Origin of the sequence: Massilia sp. Mn16-1_5 (genome assembly GCF_004798585.1) — a bacterium.
In the GTDB taxonomy this organism is placed as follows: domain Bacteria; phylum Pseudomonadota; class Gammaproteobacteria; order Burkholderiales; family Burkholderiaceae_D; genus Telluria.
The window spans coordinates 109,547-123,805 of sequence record NZ_PPXQ01000011.1; the positions used below are offsets into that span (position 1 = coordinate 109,547).

The window sequence follows — 14,259 nt, forward strand, 5'->3', positions numbered from 1 at the left end:
GCAGGCATTATTGATCAGGCAGCATTGCAGTAGGTGCACGCTTACGGATTGTTACTTGTATTGGAACGAAAAAACAGGCGAGCACGCTCGCCTGTGAGTCCACTCAATGGATCGTGAGTCGGACTGAACTTTCATCAGCCCGGCCATTCAAATCATCTCAACGGTTCGACACCGCGTCGACGACGCACAGCGCCGTCATGTTGACGATGCGGCGCACGGTCGCCGACGGGGTCAGGATGTGCACCGGCTTGGCGCAGCCGAGCAGCACCGGGCCGACCGCGATGCCGTTGCCGGCCGCCGTCTTGAGCAGGTTGTAGGCGATGTTCGCCGAGTCGATGTCCGGCATGACGACCAGGTTGGCGTCGCCCTTCAGGGTCGACTGCGGCATGATCTTGGCGCGCAGCTTCGAGTCGAGCGCGGCGTCTCCGTGCATCTCGCCGTCGATTTCCAGGTGCGGCGCCTTCTGCTGCACCAGGGCCAGCGCCTCGCGCATCTTGCGGGCCGGCTCGCTGTCGGAGGTGCCGAAGTTCGAGTGCGAAAGCAGCGCCACGCGCGGCGTGATGCCGAAACGCTCCAGCTCCTCGGCCGCCATCACCGTGATCTCGGCCAGCTCGCAGGCCGTCGGGCTCTCGTTGACGTGGGTGTCGACCATGGCCAGCTGGCGTTCCTCGGTGATGACGAAGTTCATCGCCGCGTAGACCTTGGCGCCGGCACGCTTGCCCAGCACCTTGTCGATGAAGTCGAGGTGGGTCCAGGTGGTGCCGTAGGTGCCGCAGATCATGCCGTCGGCGTCGCCCTTGTGGATCATCATCGCGCCGATCAGGGTATGGCGGCGGCGCATCGCCAGCTTCGCCATGTCGGCCGTCACGCCGCGGCGCATCACCATCTGGTGGTAGGTTTGCCAGTAGTCGCGGTAGCGCTCGTCGAAGTCGGGGTTGATGACGTCGAAGTGCACGCCCTGCTTCAGGCGCAGGCCGAACTTCTCGATGCGCTGCTCCAGCACGGCCGGACGGCCGACCAGGATCGGGCGCGCCAGGCGCTCGTCGACCACGACCTGCACCGCGCGCAGCACGCGTTCGTCCTCGCCTTCGGCGTAGACGATGCGCTTGAGTTCAGGCGGCGCGCTCTTGGCCACCTGGAACAGCGGCTTCATGAAGGAACCGCTGCGGTACACGAACTGCTGCAGGCTCTCGGCGTAGGCGTCCAGGTCGGCGATCGGACGGGTGGCGACGCCGCCTTCCATCGCGGCTTTGGCCACGGCCGGCGCGATGTGGGTCAGCAGGCGCGGATCGAAAGGCATCGGGATCAGGTATTCCGGACCGAAGGCCAGGTTGTTGATGCCGTAGGTGGTCGCGACCACGTCCGACTGCTCGGCGTGCGCCAGGTCGGCGATCGCGTGCACCACCGCGATTTCCATTTCGCGCGTGATGGTGGTCGCGCCGCAATCGAGCGCGCCGCGGAAGATGTACGGGAAGCACAGCACGTTGTTGACCTGGTTCGGGTAGTCCGAACGGCCGGTCGCGATGATGACGTCGCTGCGCACGGCTTTCGCGTCTTCCGGCAGGATTTCCGGATTCGGGTTGGCGAGCGCCAGGATGATCGGGTTCGGCGCCATCTGCGCGACCATCTCGGGTTTCAGTACGCCGCCGGCCGACAGGCCGAGGAAGATGTCGGCGCCCGGGATGATGTCGGTCAGGGTGCGGTGCGCGGTGTCTTGCGCGAAGCGTTCCTTGTCCGGGTCCATCAGTTCGGTGCGGCCTTTATAGACCACGCCGGCCAGGTCGGTGACGAAAATGTTCTCGATCGGGAAGCCGAGGTCGACGATCAGGTCGAGGCAGGCCAGGGCCGCGGCGCCGGCGCCGGACACGACCAGTTTGCAGTTCTTGATGTCCTTGTTAACAACCTTCAAGCCATTCAGGATGGCAGCGCCGACGATGATCGCGGTGCCGTGCTGGTCGTCGTGGAAGACCGGGATCTTCATGCGCTCGCGCAGTTTGCGCTCGATGTAGAAGCACTCGGGCGCCTTGATGTCTTCCAGGTTCACGCCCCCGAAAGTAGGCTCGAGCGAAGCGATGATGTCGACCAGTTTATCGGGGTCGCTTTCGTTGATCTCGATGTCGAAGACGTCGATGGCGGCGAACTTCTTGAAGAGCACGCCCTTGCCTTCCATGACCGGCTTCGAGGCCAGCGGACCGATGTTACCCAGGCCCAGCACGGCGGTACCGTTCGAGATCACGGCCACCAGGTTGCCGCGCGAAGTGTACTTGTACGATGCCGCCGGGTCCTTGACGATCTCTTCGCAGGGCGCGGCGACGCCCGGCGAGTACGCCAGGGCCAGGTCGCGCTGGTTGAGCAGGCCCTTGATCGGGGTGACGGCGATCTTTCCCGGACGTGGGAACTGGTGGTATTCGAGCGCTGCAGCACGCAGTTGTTGGCGCAGTTCTTCTTTTTTGTCCGATGACGAATCCATGCTATGCAGCCTTCCTGAACTTAGAGGGGAACCTCCAATTTTATCAGAATGACTCTTTCATTCGGCTATCAATTGGCTACGTATTTTCCACGCATGATGAACCATAAGATAATCTAATACGAATGGCGCTCCCATCAGCAAACCCGATAATTCAACCGAAGCGTAGCCTGGGCTCTCCGAGCCCAGGACAGCAGCGCATGCGGGCCTGCGGCTTGCTGCCCCGGTAAAATGCTTCCATGCTTTCCGAATTCGACCTCATCAAACAATACTTCCGCCGTGCCCGCAAAGGGCACGCCGTCCTCGGCATCGGCGACGACTGCGCCCTGCTCGCCCCCACGCCCGGCATGCAGACCGCAATCTCCACCGACCTCCTGATCGAAGGCCGCCATTTCTTCGCCGGCGCCGATCCGCGCATGCTGGGCCATAAATGCCTGGCCGTGAACCTGTCCGACCTGGCCGCGATGGGCGCCAAGCCGGTCGCCTTCACGCTCGCGCTTTCGCTGCCCGGCGCCGACCCCGAGTGGCTGGAAGCCTTTTCAAACGGGATGTTCGCGCTGGCCGACCGCTACGACTGCGAACTGATCGGCGGCGACACGACGCGCGGACCGCTGGCGGTCTGCATCACCGTCTTCGGTGAGATCGCGCCCGGCCACGCCCTGCGCCGCGATTGCGCCCGCGCCGGGCACGACATCTGGATCTCGGGCACCCTGGGCGACGCGCGCCTGGCGCTGGCCGCCTACTGGAAGGAGATCGCGCTCTCGCCCGAGGACCTGGCGCTGGCCGCGCCGCGTATGCACCTGCCGAGTCCGCGGGTCGAACTCGGACGTGCCTTGTCCGTCCTGCCGCTGGCGCACGCGGCGCTCGACATCTCCGATGGCCTGGTCGGCGACCTGGCGCACATCCTGGACGCCTCGAAAGTCGGCGCCACGCTGGATGTCGATGCGCTGCCGGCCGGCCCAGCGCTGGCGCGCCAGTCGCTGGCGCTGCGCCGCCGCTTTACCCTGGCCGGCGGCGACGACTACGAACTGTGCTTCACCGCACCCGCAGCAGGGCGCGCGCAGGTGGCGGCCGTCGCGGCGGCCACGGGCACGCCCGTCACGCGGGTCGGCACGATCGAGGCGCAGCCGGGCCTGCGCTTCGTGGATGCGGCGGGCAAGCCTTTGGAAATGGATGTGCAGGGGTGGGATCACTTCAGCGGCGAGTGATTGTTCGGCGCATGGTGGGCACAGGGCGCCCACCCTACGGATTCATCGGGCGCCCCGTGCCCGTCATTCCGTTTCGTAGGGTGGGCGCCCCGTGCCCACCATCCCGTGCCATTACCCCGTCCTAGGCACCTTGCGGTCGTCGTAGGGCCCGTGCTCCATCCAGTAATGCCGGAACGCTAATCTCACGTTGTCGCGCAGCTCGGCGTCGTTCCACGGCTTCGTATAAAACTTGTAGATCGACCCGCGGTTGATCGATTCGAGCACGGTCTGCACGCCCGTATAGCCGGACAGGATGATGCGCATCGTGTCCGGGTACATCTCCTTCACCTTGCTCAGGAACTCGGTGCCGCTCATGACCGGCATGCGCTGGTCGCACATCACGACCTGTACGTGGTACAGGGCCAGCAGCTCGAAGGCCTCGGTGGGCGTCGCCGCCGTCAGCACGCGGTAGTTGTCGCGCCGTAGCAGGCGATGCAGCGCGCTGAGGGTGTCGACGTCGTCGTCCACCACCAAAATCGTCTGCACGTTGCTGTCGTCCGAGGTCGGGCGGTTCGGCGTCTCGCGGTTCTCGCGCACCAGCTGGGCCAGCTGGCTTGCCGACAGCGCGCGCGAAAAATGAAAACCCTGGATCTCGTCGCAGCGGTGGCGGCGCAGGAAGGCCATCTGGGCGCGCGTCTCGACACCTTCCGCGATCACCTGCATGTGCAGGCTGTGCGCCATGCTGATGATGGCGAGCGCAATGGCCGCGTCGTCCGGATTGGTGACGATGTCGCGCACGAACGCGATGTCGATTTTGAGCTTGTCGATCGGGAAGCGTTTTAAATAGGCCAGGCTCGAGTAGCCGGTGCCGAAGTCGTCGATCGCAATGCGGATGCCCAGCTGCTTGAGCCGCTCCAGCACCTCGATGGTGCGTTCGGCATTCGTCATCAGCGCGCTCTCGGTCAGCTCCAGCTCCAGCATGGAGGGATCGATAGCGTGGCGTTCGATCGCCGCGCGCACCACGCCTTCCAGGTCGCCCTCGACGAACTGGCGGCTCGACACGTTCACCGCCACCCGCACGTCGCGCACGCCCTGCTCGTGCCACTCGGCGATCTGGCGGCAGGCCTCCATGATGATCCACTCGCCGATGCGCACCACCATCCCCGTCTCTTCCAGCACCGGCACGAATTCGGCCGGATACACCAGGCCGTGGCCCGGGCGGTGCCAGCGCAGCAGCGCCTCGACGCCGCACACGCGTCCCGTCGAGAGCGCGAGCTTGGGCTGGTAGTGCAGCACGAACTGCTCACCTTCGAGCGCGCCGCGCAGGGCCACCTCGAGGTCGAGCCGGGCCAGCACCTGCACGTTCATGCCGGCCGTGAAGAAGCGGTAGCCGTCGCGCCCCGCTTCCTTGGCGCGCACCATCGCCGTGTCGGCGTATTTCACCAGGGTCTGCGGCTCGGTCGCGTCGTCCGGATACATGGCGATGCCGATACTGGCCGTCAGCACGGCCTGCTGGCCGTTCAGGTCGAAAGGAGAACGCAGCGCTTCGCGGATCTCGTTGGCCAGGTGCGCCGCCTCGTCCTGCTGCTCGCGCGTCATGCTCAGGATGACGGCGAATTCGTCGCCGCCCAGGCGCCCGACCGAACCGCGCTGCTCGCGCACGCGCACCAGGCGGTCGCTGAACTGGCGCAGCAGCTCGTCGCCCAGCGCCGGCCCTAATGAATCGTTGACGATCTTGAAACGGTCGAGCGTAATGAACAGCACCGCCACGCGCCAGGCTTTATCTTGCGCCAGCTCGATCGTCTCGCGCAGGTTCTGGAAGAACAGCGTGCGGTTCGGCAGGCCGGTCAGCGCATCGAAACTGGCCAGGTGCTTCAGGCGCTGCTGCGCCAGGCGCCGCTCGGAGATGTCGCGCGCCACCGCGATCAGGAGTTTACTGGTCCCCGCCTCCTGCCACTGCCAGCTGATCTCGACCGGCACCGCGCCCTCTCCGCCGGCGCGCAGCAGTTCGGTCTCGTTGATGTCGGCTTCGTGCGCCGCGCCGTTGGTGGCCAGGTGGCGCTCGAGCTGGGCCTTCGTCGTCAGGCCCAGCGCCACCGGATCGATGCGCAGCAGCGCCTCGCGCGAAAAGCCGAGCATGCGGCAGGCGCCGTCGCTCACGTCCACCAGCGCCAGGCTGGCCGCGTCGATCAGGAAGATGCCGTCGGTGGTGGCGTCCATGGCGCTGCGGAAGCGTCCCAGCGCCGCGGTGCGCTCGCGCACGGTGCGTTCCAGGCGTGCCCCGTACTCGCGCGACTCGCGGTGCATCAGGCGCACCTCCAGCAGGTTGCGGATACGCGTCATGACCTCGACCGTGTCGAGCGGCTTGCCGATGAAGTCGCGCGCGCCCGCTTCCAGCGCCGCCAGCTTCTTGTCCGGCTCGGCCGTCACCACCAGCACCGGCAGCCAGGATTCGCTCTCCAGCGGTTTCAAGGCCTCCATCACCTGGAAGCCGTCCATGTGCGGCATGTGCAGGTCGAGGATGATCAGGTCGAAGCGGTGCTTCAGGTGCAGCGACACCACCTGGCGCGGGTCGCTCGTGCTGTGCACGTTCTCGTAGCCGGTGGTCTTCAGCAGGTATTCCAGCAGCTGGACGTTGACCGGCTGGTCGTCCACCACCAGGATGCGCGCGCGCCGCACTTCGGCCTGCGTGATCATGACGCTGTCCCTTTCCGAGTACGCAGCTGCGCCAGCGTGAGGTCGATCGCCTCGTTGAACTTGTCGATGTCGATCGGTTTCGTGAGATAACGGGTGAAGCCGGCCGCGATCCCGCGCTCGATATCGCGCGGCATGGCATTCGCCGTCAGCGCGATCACGGGGATGTCGCGCATGCCCGGCTCGCGCTGCAATTGCGCCAGCACTTCCAGTCCGCTCATGCCGGGCAGGTTCAGGTCCATCAGGATGATCTCGGGGTGGTGCGCGCGCGCCAGCGACAAGCCGAGCGGTCCGTCGCCGGCGGCCATCAGGCGCAGGTCGGGCCGGAAGCGCACGATCTCTTCGACCAGCTTCAGGTTGGCCGGATTGTCCTCGACGTAGAGCAGCAGGTGCGGCGCGCCCTGCTCGTCGGCGGCGGGCGCCTTTGCTGCCGTGTCGAAAGCGCCGGCCTGCGCGGCCTGCGGCGAGGTCGTGCCCAGTTCGATCGTAAACACGCTGCCCACGCCCGGGCTGCTGGTGACCTCGATGGTCCCGTTCATCAGTTCGACCAGGCGCCGCGTCACCACCAGGCCGATGCCGGTGCCTTCCTGCGCGCCCGCTTCCTGGCCCAGGCGGTTGAAGGGCTGGAACAGGCTGTCGAGCTGGTCGGGGCGCAAGCCCATGCCGGTGTCCTGCACCGAGATGCGCAGGCGCTCGGGGCTGAGCTGCTGGCAGCCGAGCACCACGGCGCCGGACTCGCGGTTGTACTTGATCGCGTTCGACAGGAGATTGAGCAGCACCTGCTTCAGGCGCGTCCGGTCGGCGGCCAGCACCGCATCCACCTGCTGCGGGAACAGCACGCGGATACCGCGCGCCGCCGCCAGCGGCTCGATCATGGTCTGGCATTCGGCCAGGATCTCGCCGAGTGCCACCGGTTCCATCGACAGCGTGATCGTGCCCGATTCGACCTTCGCCAGGTCGAGGATCTCGTTGATCAGGGTAAGCAAATGACGCCCCGACTTCAGGATGTGGCTGGCGAATTCCTTCTTCTGGGTGTCGGTAGTCGGCAGCGACTCGGAGGTGAGGATCTGGGCGAAGCCGAGGATCGCGTTGAGCGGGGTGCGCAGCTCGTGGCTCATCGAGGACAGGAAGGCGGACTTGGCCTGGTTGGCCTTGCGCGCCTCGTCGATCGCGTTGGCCAGTTCGGCGTTCGCCAGCGCCAGCTGCATGGTGCGCTCGTCGACCCGGTGTTCGAGCTGCTCGTTCAGGCGCATCACTTCCTGCTGGGCGCGCGAGCGCTCCTGGGCCTCGCGCACGATTTCTCCGTTCGAGTCTTCCAGCTCGCGCGTGCGCTGCTCGATCTCGGTCAGCATCGCATTGAAGGAGTCGGCCAGTTCCGCCGCCTCGTCGTTGCCCAGGCGCGGCGCGCGGCGCGAATAGTCGCGCGTGGCGACCACGTCGCGCGCGATCTCGGTCACCGCCAGGATCGGCACCGTGATGACACGGCCCATGCGCCGCATCAGCAGATAGGCCGTACCCATTGCCAGCAGCATCACGCCAAGCGCGATGGCGAGATAATCGAAGGTGCGCGCCAGCATCCGGTTCTCGGCGCGCAGCCAGACGGTGCCGATGGTCTCGCCGTTTTCCACGATCGGGCGGAACAGCGCCACGTGCTCGCTGTCGCTGCGTACGCCGGCGCTTTCCGGCCGCGCCGGGAAGTTGCCCGCAGTGCCGCCTGTGCCGCGCGCCGCGTAGGAAGCGAACAGGCGCCCGTTCTCGTCGAAGATCGCGGCCGCATCCACGGCCGGGCGGGTCCGCAGCAGGGCCAGGTTCTCGCCGGCCAGGCGCGGATCGTCGAAGGCCAGCGCGGCCGAGGTCATGTGGCCGACCAGTTCGGCCTGGGTCGACAGGTCGTTGACCAGGGAACGCTGGTAATTACGCAGGTCGTAGGCGATGATCAGGCCGACCGACACCAGCAGCGCGGCGAAGGTGGTGGCCATTACCACCCGCACCAGCTTCTTGCGGATCGAGGAGCTGTTCATGACGCCCCCGTCACGCGCAGGGCCGCGGCCAGCAGGCGCGCGCTGATTTTGAGGCCGCTCGGCGCCACCTGGCCGAGGGCGACCTCGAAGCGCAGGTGCTGGTCGACCATGATGAAGCGGATCATATTGTTCGCCGGATCGACGGCGTCGCCGACGGTCAGCAGCGGCAGGCCGCGCGCGGCGGCCAGCAGCTCGCTCCATGCGCCGGGCTCGGCGCCGGCGCTACCGACATACAGCACATGCAGGCCGGCGGGCGCATCGCCGCGGCGCAGGCGGCGCACGGCCAGCGGATGGCCGCCGACGCTGCGGTTCACCACCACCTGCTCGAGCTGGCCGGCCAGCTCGTCGTTGCCGGCCACGCCGATCACGAGCGGACTGTCGGGGCGGGAAAAAGCGCTGGCGGGCCAGTCGACGAAACCGGCGAACTTGTACAGATAGGCGGCCTTGACCTGGACTTCCTTCACCGCGGCTTCAGGACGAGGCGGCTGCGCGCTGGCGGCGCCGGCAAAACACAGGGCAAGGAGGACGAGCGGGGCCGAACGCATGACCCGGACGGCGAAGGCCATCACGATCGGACCGGCCCTACCCGGCAGCACGTGGACGATGCATGCGGCATAAACATGTCTGTTGAAAAAAAGAAACGCGGCGTTAAGCGCCGCGATGCAGGATAACAGTCCGGATTGCCGCCGTGTCGCACGGGACATTTTTTCGGGACATACATACTTTACCCCCGGACGTCGCATTTGGGTAGCTTCGTCGGCAGGCACGGCCATCGCATGCAAGTTTGCCACACCGGTCGGGGCCGGGCCGCGCTAGAATGAATCCACGCGCGACCACCCGCTGTCGCCGCCGCCGGCCGAGTCCGGCGCCACCTGGAGGAGCTGCACGTGACGAACGATTTGATCGATCTTGCAACGAAAGTGGGCATGGCGCTGCAAGCCAGGCGCCTGGTACTGGCTACCGCCGAATCCTGTACCGGCGGCGGCGTGTCGCAGGCCGTCACCGAGATCGCCGGCTCGACCGGCTGGTTCGAATGCGGCTTCGTGACCTATTCGAATGCCTCGAAAACCGAGCTGCTGGACGTCTCGGCCGCGCTGATCGCCCAGTTCGGGTCGGTGAGCGAGGAAGTGGCGGGCGCGATGGCCGAAGGGGCGCTCGCCAACAGCAATGCCGACGTCGCCGTCTCCACCACCGGTATCGCCGGCCCGACCGGTGCGGTGCCGGGCAAACCGGTCGGCACGGTCTGTTTCGGCTGGGCGCGCGGCGACACCACGTTTACGGAGCGCCTCGTGTTCCAGGGCGACCGCCAGGCCGTGCGCGAACAGACCGTGGCGCACGCGCTGCGCGGGCTGTTGCGTTTTATCGAATAGTGGGGGGCCGGCGCGCCGCGGCGGCGCTGTTCGCCTGCACGCTGGCGGCCTGTATCACGCCCGACGGCCCCACGCCCGACGCTCCCACGCCCGACGCTCCCACGCCCGCCGGGCCTGACATCCAGACCGTGTACGCCGTCGGCGACATCGCCCGCTGTACCCACCCCGACCCGCGCTGGTCGGGCGCGGCCGACACGGCCGCCGTGGTGGCGGCCGGCCTGGCAAGCGACCCGCAGGCCCTCGTCTTCACGCTGGGCGACCACACCTACCCGCGCGGCACGCAGGCCGAATTCGCGCGCTGCTATGACCCCACCTGGGGCCGCTTCAAGGACCGCACCTGGCCCGCGCCCGGCAACCACGAGTACTACAGCAAAGGCGCGGCGCCCTACTTCGCCTATTTCGGCGCGCGCGCCGGGCGCGGCTACTATCGCTTGCAACTCGGCGCCTGGCGCATCTATTCGCTCGACAGCAACCTGGCCGGAGAAGCCCAGGCGGCCCAGCTGGCCTGGCTGAAGACGGAACTGGCGCGTGATGCAACCGAGGCCCGGGAGGGCAGCGCGCCCTGCACGCTGGCATTCTGGCACCATCCCCTGTACAGTTCGGGCGGCCACGGCAGCGTGCCCGTCATGCGCGCGGCCTGGGTGCTGTTGCAGGAGGCCGGAGCGGAGCTGGTCTTGTCCGGCCATGATCACGACTACGAGCGCTTCGCGCCGCAAAACGCGGATGGGCAAAGCGATCCGCGCGGCCTGCGCCAGTTCGTGGTCGGTACCGGCGGCGCCTATCCGACGCCCTTCCTGATCCCCAAGGCACACAGCGAGACGCGCGATGCCAGCCGCAGCGGCGTACTGCGCCTGCGCCTGGCGCCGGGACGCTATGACTGGGAATTCCTGGAAGCGACCCCACCTCAGCTACCGAACGCATCAAAGCCCGACCGCGGCGGCGCTGCCTGCCACTGATTTTTGCATGACCCACTTCTTCTGGAGCACCACATGAAAGCCCGCCCACTCGTTGCCGCATCGCTGCTGATGGCCGCCCTGAACGGCGCCGGCGCGCAAGGCGGCGCAGGCGGCACCGCAAGCGCGGGCACCCCGTCGACGACGCAGTTGCCCGGCATCCCGAACATCGCCTTCGACAAGTACGTCCTGCCCAACGGCCTGCAGGTGATCCTGGTCGAGGACAAGCGGCTGCCGCTGGTGGCCGTGAATGTCTGGTACCACGTCGGCCCGGCCAACGAGGCGCCGGGACTGACCGGCTTCGCCCACCTGTTCGAGCACATGATGTTCGCCGGCAGCAAGCACTTGCCGCGCGGGCTGGCCGACCGCCTGATGGAAGGCGCCGGCGCCAGCGACAGCAACGGCAGTACCGACTACGACCGCACCAATTACTACGACACCGTGCCCTCGAACCAGCTCGAGCTGGCGCTGTGGGTGCATGCCGACCGCATGGGCTACCTGCTCGACGTGCTGGACCAGAAGTCGCTGACCAACCAGCAGGACGTGGTGCGCAACGAGCGGCGCGACACGGTCGAAAACGAACCCTACGGCATCGTCGAGGAAGCGCTGAACCACGCCCTGTTCCCGCAGGACCATCCGTACCGGGCTTCGGTAATCGGTTCGCACACCGACATCCAGAACGCCAAGCTCGAAGACGTGCGCGATTTCTTCACCCGCTACTACGGCCCCAACAACGCCAGCATCGTGATCGCCGGCGACATCGACAAGGTGAAAACCCGCGCCCTGGTGGCGAAGTATTTCGGCAGCCTGCGCCGCGGCCCGGCCGTGGTGCGCCCGAAAGTCGTGACGCCGTCGATCACGAGCGAAAAGCGGCTGGTGGTGCCGGACCGGGTCGAGCTGCCGCGCGTCTACATGGGCTGGCTGACGCCGCCCGCTTACCAGCCGGATGATGCCGAGCTGGCGGTGGCGGCCCAGATCCTGGCCGGCGGCAAATCGAGCCGCCTGTATAAATCGCTGGTCTACGGACGCCAGATCGCCCAGGACGTCGATGCCGACCAGGACTCGCGCGCGCTGGCATCGACCTTCCTGATCGAGGTCACGGCGCGCACCGGCCACACGCCGGCCGAGATCGAGGAAGCGATCGACGCGGAACTGGCCGCCCTGCGCGACCACGGTCCCACCGAACAGGAAGTGGCGCGCGCCCGTAACCAGATCGAGACGGCGATCGTCAGCTCGCTCGAAAAACTGGGCGGCGACGGCCTGGCGGACCAGCTGAACCACTACAACCAGTACACCGGGGACCCCGGCTACCTGGCCCAGGACGTGGCGCAGCTGCGCAAGATTACGGCCGCCGACGTCCAGCGCGCCGCACGCACCTGGCTGCAGAAAAAATCGCGCGTGGTGGTGGCCGGCGTGCCGGGCATCCCCGAGCTGCCGCCCGACCCGCCGGCCCCGAAGCCGGCCAAGACGCGCACCAAGGGTATCCCCGGCGGCATCAACGAAGCTGAAGCCTGGCGCGCCCAGATGCCGAAGGCGGGACCGACGCCGAAGATGAACCTGCCGCAGGGCGAAGCCTTCAAGCTCGAGAACGGCCTGACCGTCATCCACCACTACAACCCGGCGCTGCCGCTGGTGTCGGCCGACCTGGTGGTGCGCAGCGGGTCGGATGCGAATCCGGTCACCCTGCCCGGCCTGGCCGGCTTCACGGCGCAGATGCTGACCGAGGGCACCGCCACGCGCAGCGCGCCGCGCATCGCCGACGAGATCGCGCAGCTCGGCGCCTTTCTGGACACCGGCAGCAGCACCGGCGCCTCGAGCGTCTCGCTGCTGGCGCTGCGCGCCAACTTCGGCGCGGCACTCGGCGTGCTGGCCGACGTGGTCCAGCATCCGGCCTTCCCGACCGCCGAAGTCGAGCGCCAGCGCGCCAGCCGCCTGGGCGACCTGATGCAGCAGCGCGACGATCCGGAGACGATTGCCGCCCTGGCCGCCGCCGGCGCCCTGTACGGCCCGCGCCACCCCTACGGATACGGCCAGCTGGGCACCGAGCCGGCGATCCGCGCCGTCACGCGCGAGGACCTGGAAGGCTTCTGGCGCCGCCACTACGTGCCGGGCAATGCGGCGCTGGTGGTCTCGGGCGACATCTCGCGCAGCGAACTGAAGGCCCTGGCCGACGCCCACTTCCGCAGCTGGAAGAGCGCCCCGGTGCCGCAGCTCGCTCCCGGCACCCCGGAGACGACCAAGGCGCGTGTGGTGCTGGTCGACCAGCCGGGCGCGGGCCAGACGGCGCTGCGTCTGACCATGCTGGGCGCGCAGCGCAAGACGCCGCAGTTCCCGGCGCTGGAAGTCATGAACGCGGCCTTTGGCGGCCTGTTCACCAGCCGCATCAACCAGAACCTGCGTGAAGACAAGGGCTACACCTATGGCGTGTATTCGGGTTTCCGGTACGACCGCACCCCGGGTCCCTTCATCATCGCCGGCAGCGTGCGCGCGAACGTGACGGGTGCTTCGGTGTCGGAACTGCTGCGCGAAGCCCAGGCGATGGCGGACAAGCCGCTCGGCGCGGAAGAGCTGGCCGGCGCGCGCAATGCGCAGCTGCTGTCGCTGCCAAATCACTTCGAGACCAACAGCGACATCGGCGCCAGCCTGGCCGAAGCCTTTGTGTTCGACCTGCCGCTCGATTACTACAAACAGCTGCCGGCGCGCCTGGAAGCCGTCACCGCGCTTGAGGTCCAGGCTGCGGCGAAGCGCTACCTCGATCCGCAGCGCCTGCTGGTGGTCGCGGTCGGCGAGCGCAAGAAGATCGCGCCGCAGCTCGACAAGCTGAAACTGGGGCCGGTCGAAGTGCGCGATAGTGAGGGTCAACTGCGCGAAGGACAACTCAAGCCATGAACAAGCTGACGGACGAGCGCATCGTCGATGCCTGGTCGCGCAATACCGACCCCTGGGTTGCCGCCGTGCGCGGCCGAGAAATTGCCAGCCGCGCGCTGGTGACGGATGCCGCGATCGTCGAGGCCGTACGTTCCTGTACGCCGCGTACCGGTGTCGATCTCGGCTGCGGCGAAGGCTGGCTGATCCGCGCCCTGCCGGAAGTGGAGATGATGGGGGTCGATGCGATTGCCGGCCTGGTCGAGGCGGCGCGGGTGTCGGGTGGCGGCGCGTTCCGGGTGATGTCCTACGAGGAGATTGCGGCAGGCGGCCTGCAACTGGCGGTCGATGTCGCCGTCTGCAATTTCTCGCTGATCGGGGAAGAGGCGACGGCGAACTTGCTGCGCGCGGCGCCGACCTATTTGCGCCCCGGTGGCACGCTGATCGTGCAGACCGTGCACCCCTTGATGGCTTGCGGCGACGCGCCCTATGTCGATGGCTGGAGAGAGGGCAGCTGGGCCGGCTTCAGCAGCGATTTCCAGGATGCGCCGCCCTGGTATTTCCGTACCGTGGCGAGCTGGGTGGCGCTGTTCGTCGAGAACGGCCTGCGTTTGGTGGAGATGCGCGAACCCGTGCATCCGGAGACGGGCAAGCCGGTGTCGCTCATCCTGATGGGCCAGCTGCCGTGACGTAGGGTGGGCG

9 protein-coding genes are annotated in these 14,259 nt (G+C 67.3%); 5 read left to right on the forward strand and 4 right to left on the reverse strand.

Translation table 11 applies throughout. From position 1 onward, the window contains the following. Window positions 1-157: 157 nt before the first annotated feature. Entirely contained in the window at window positions 158-2,470 is a 2,313-nt protein-coding gene (locus C2862_RS14900) for an NADP-dependent malic enzyme (protein ID WP_136220924.1), read from the reverse strand. Window positions 2,471-2,706: 236 nt separating this feature from the next. Between C2862_RS14900 and thiL the strand changes: the two genes are divergently transcribed. After that, window positions 2,707-3,675, forward strand: a complete 969-nt coding sequence (thiL, locus tag C2862_RS14905; RefSeq protein ID WP_136220925.1) for a thiamine-phosphate kinase — start codon at window positions 2,707-2,709, stop codon at window positions 3,673-3,675. Window positions 3,676-3,786: 111 nt separating this feature from the next. Here the strand turns inward: thiL and C2862_RS14910 are convergent, their stop codons facing one another. From C2862_RS14910 to C2862_RS14920, 3 genes are read right to left on the reverse strand one after another with little or no spacing between them, the layout of a single operon-like run. Beyond that, window positions 3,787-6,351: an EAL domain-containing protein gene (locus tag C2862_RS14910; protein ID WP_136220926.1), complete on the reverse strand. Its 2,565-nt coding sequence runs from the start codon at window positions 6,349-6,351 to the stop codon at window positions 3,787-3,789. Next, window positions 6,348-8,369 carry an ATP-binding protein gene (locus tag C2862_RS14915; RefSeq protein WP_136220927.1) on the reverse strand — a complete coding sequence of 674 codons (2,022 nt, stop codon included), beginning with the start codon at window positions 8,367-8,369 and terminating at the stop codon, window positions 6,348-6,350. The genes C2862_RS14910 and C2862_RS14915 overlap by 4 nt, the downstream gene beginning before the upstream one ends. After that, entirely contained in the window at window positions 8,366-8,965 is a 600-nt protein-coding gene (locus C2862_RS14920; RefSeq protein ID WP_168710070.1) for a YfiR family protein, read from the reverse strand. The genes C2862_RS14915 and C2862_RS14920 overlap by 4 nt, the downstream gene beginning before the upstream one ends. 291 nt (window positions 8,966-9,256) lie before the next feature. Here C2862_RS14920 and C2862_RS14925 point away from each other — a divergent pair, with 291 nt between their 5' ends. The 4 genes from C2862_RS14925 to C2862_RS14940 are packed head-to-tail and all read left to right on the forward strand — an operon-like array spanning window position 9,257 to window position 14,246. Then, window positions 9,257-9,739: a CinA family protein gene (locus tag C2862_RS14925; protein ID WP_136220929.1), complete on the forward strand. Its 483-nt coding sequence runs from the start codon at window positions 9,257-9,259 to the stop codon at window positions 9,737-9,739. Further along, window positions 9,739-10,695 carry a metallophosphoesterase gene (locus C2862_RS14930; RefSeq protein ID WP_229467447.1) on the forward strand — a complete coding sequence of 319 codons (957 nt, stop codon included), beginning with the start codon at window positions 9,739-9,741 and terminating at the stop codon, window positions 10,693-10,695. The genes C2862_RS14925 and C2862_RS14930 overlap by 1 nt, the downstream gene beginning before the upstream one ends. Window positions 10,696-10,728: 33 nt before the next feature. Continuing rightward, entirely contained in the window at window positions 10,729-13,581 is a 2,853-nt protein-coding gene (locus C2862_RS14935; RefSeq protein WP_136220930.1) for a pitrilysin family protein, read from the forward strand. After that, window positions 13,578-14,246: a bifunctional 2-polyprenyl-6-hydroxyphenol methylase/3-demethylubiquinol 3-O-methyltransferase UbiG gene (locus C2862_RS14940; protein WP_136220931.1), complete on the forward strand. Its 669-nt coding sequence runs from the start codon at window positions 13,578-13,580 to the stop codon at window positions 14,244-14,246. Before C2862_RS14935 ends, C2862_RS14940 begins: the two co-directional genes overlap by 4 nt. The last annotated feature ends 13 nt before the right edge of the window (window positions 14,247-14,259 follow it).

Excerpts from the sequence above, each read along its gene's own strand:
- C2862_RS14900 (WP_136220924.1), bottom strand. The coding sequence starts at position 2,470 with ATGGATTCGTCATCGGACAAAAAAGAAGAACTGCGCCAACAACTGCGT.
- thiL (WP_136220925.1), top strand. The coding sequence starts at position 2,707 with ATGCTTTCCGAATTCGACCTCATCAAACAATACTTCCGCCGTGCCCGC.
- C2862_RS14910 (WP_136220926.1), bottom strand. The coding sequence starts at position 6,351 with ATGATCACGCAGGCCGAAGTGCGGCGCGCGCGCATCCTGGTGGTGGAC.
- C2862_RS14915 (WP_136220927.1), bottom strand. The coding sequence starts at position 8,369 with ATGAACAGCTCCTCGATCCGCAAGAAGCTGGTGCGGGTGGTAATGGCC.
- C2862_RS14935 (WP_136220930.1), top strand. The coding sequence starts at position 10,729 with ATGAAAGCCCGCCCACTCGTTGCCGCATCGCTGCTGATGGCCGCCCTG.
- C2862_RS14940 (WP_136220931.1), top strand. The coding sequence starts at position 13,578 with ATGAACAAGCTGACGGACGAGCGCATCGTCGATGCCTGGTCGCGCAAT.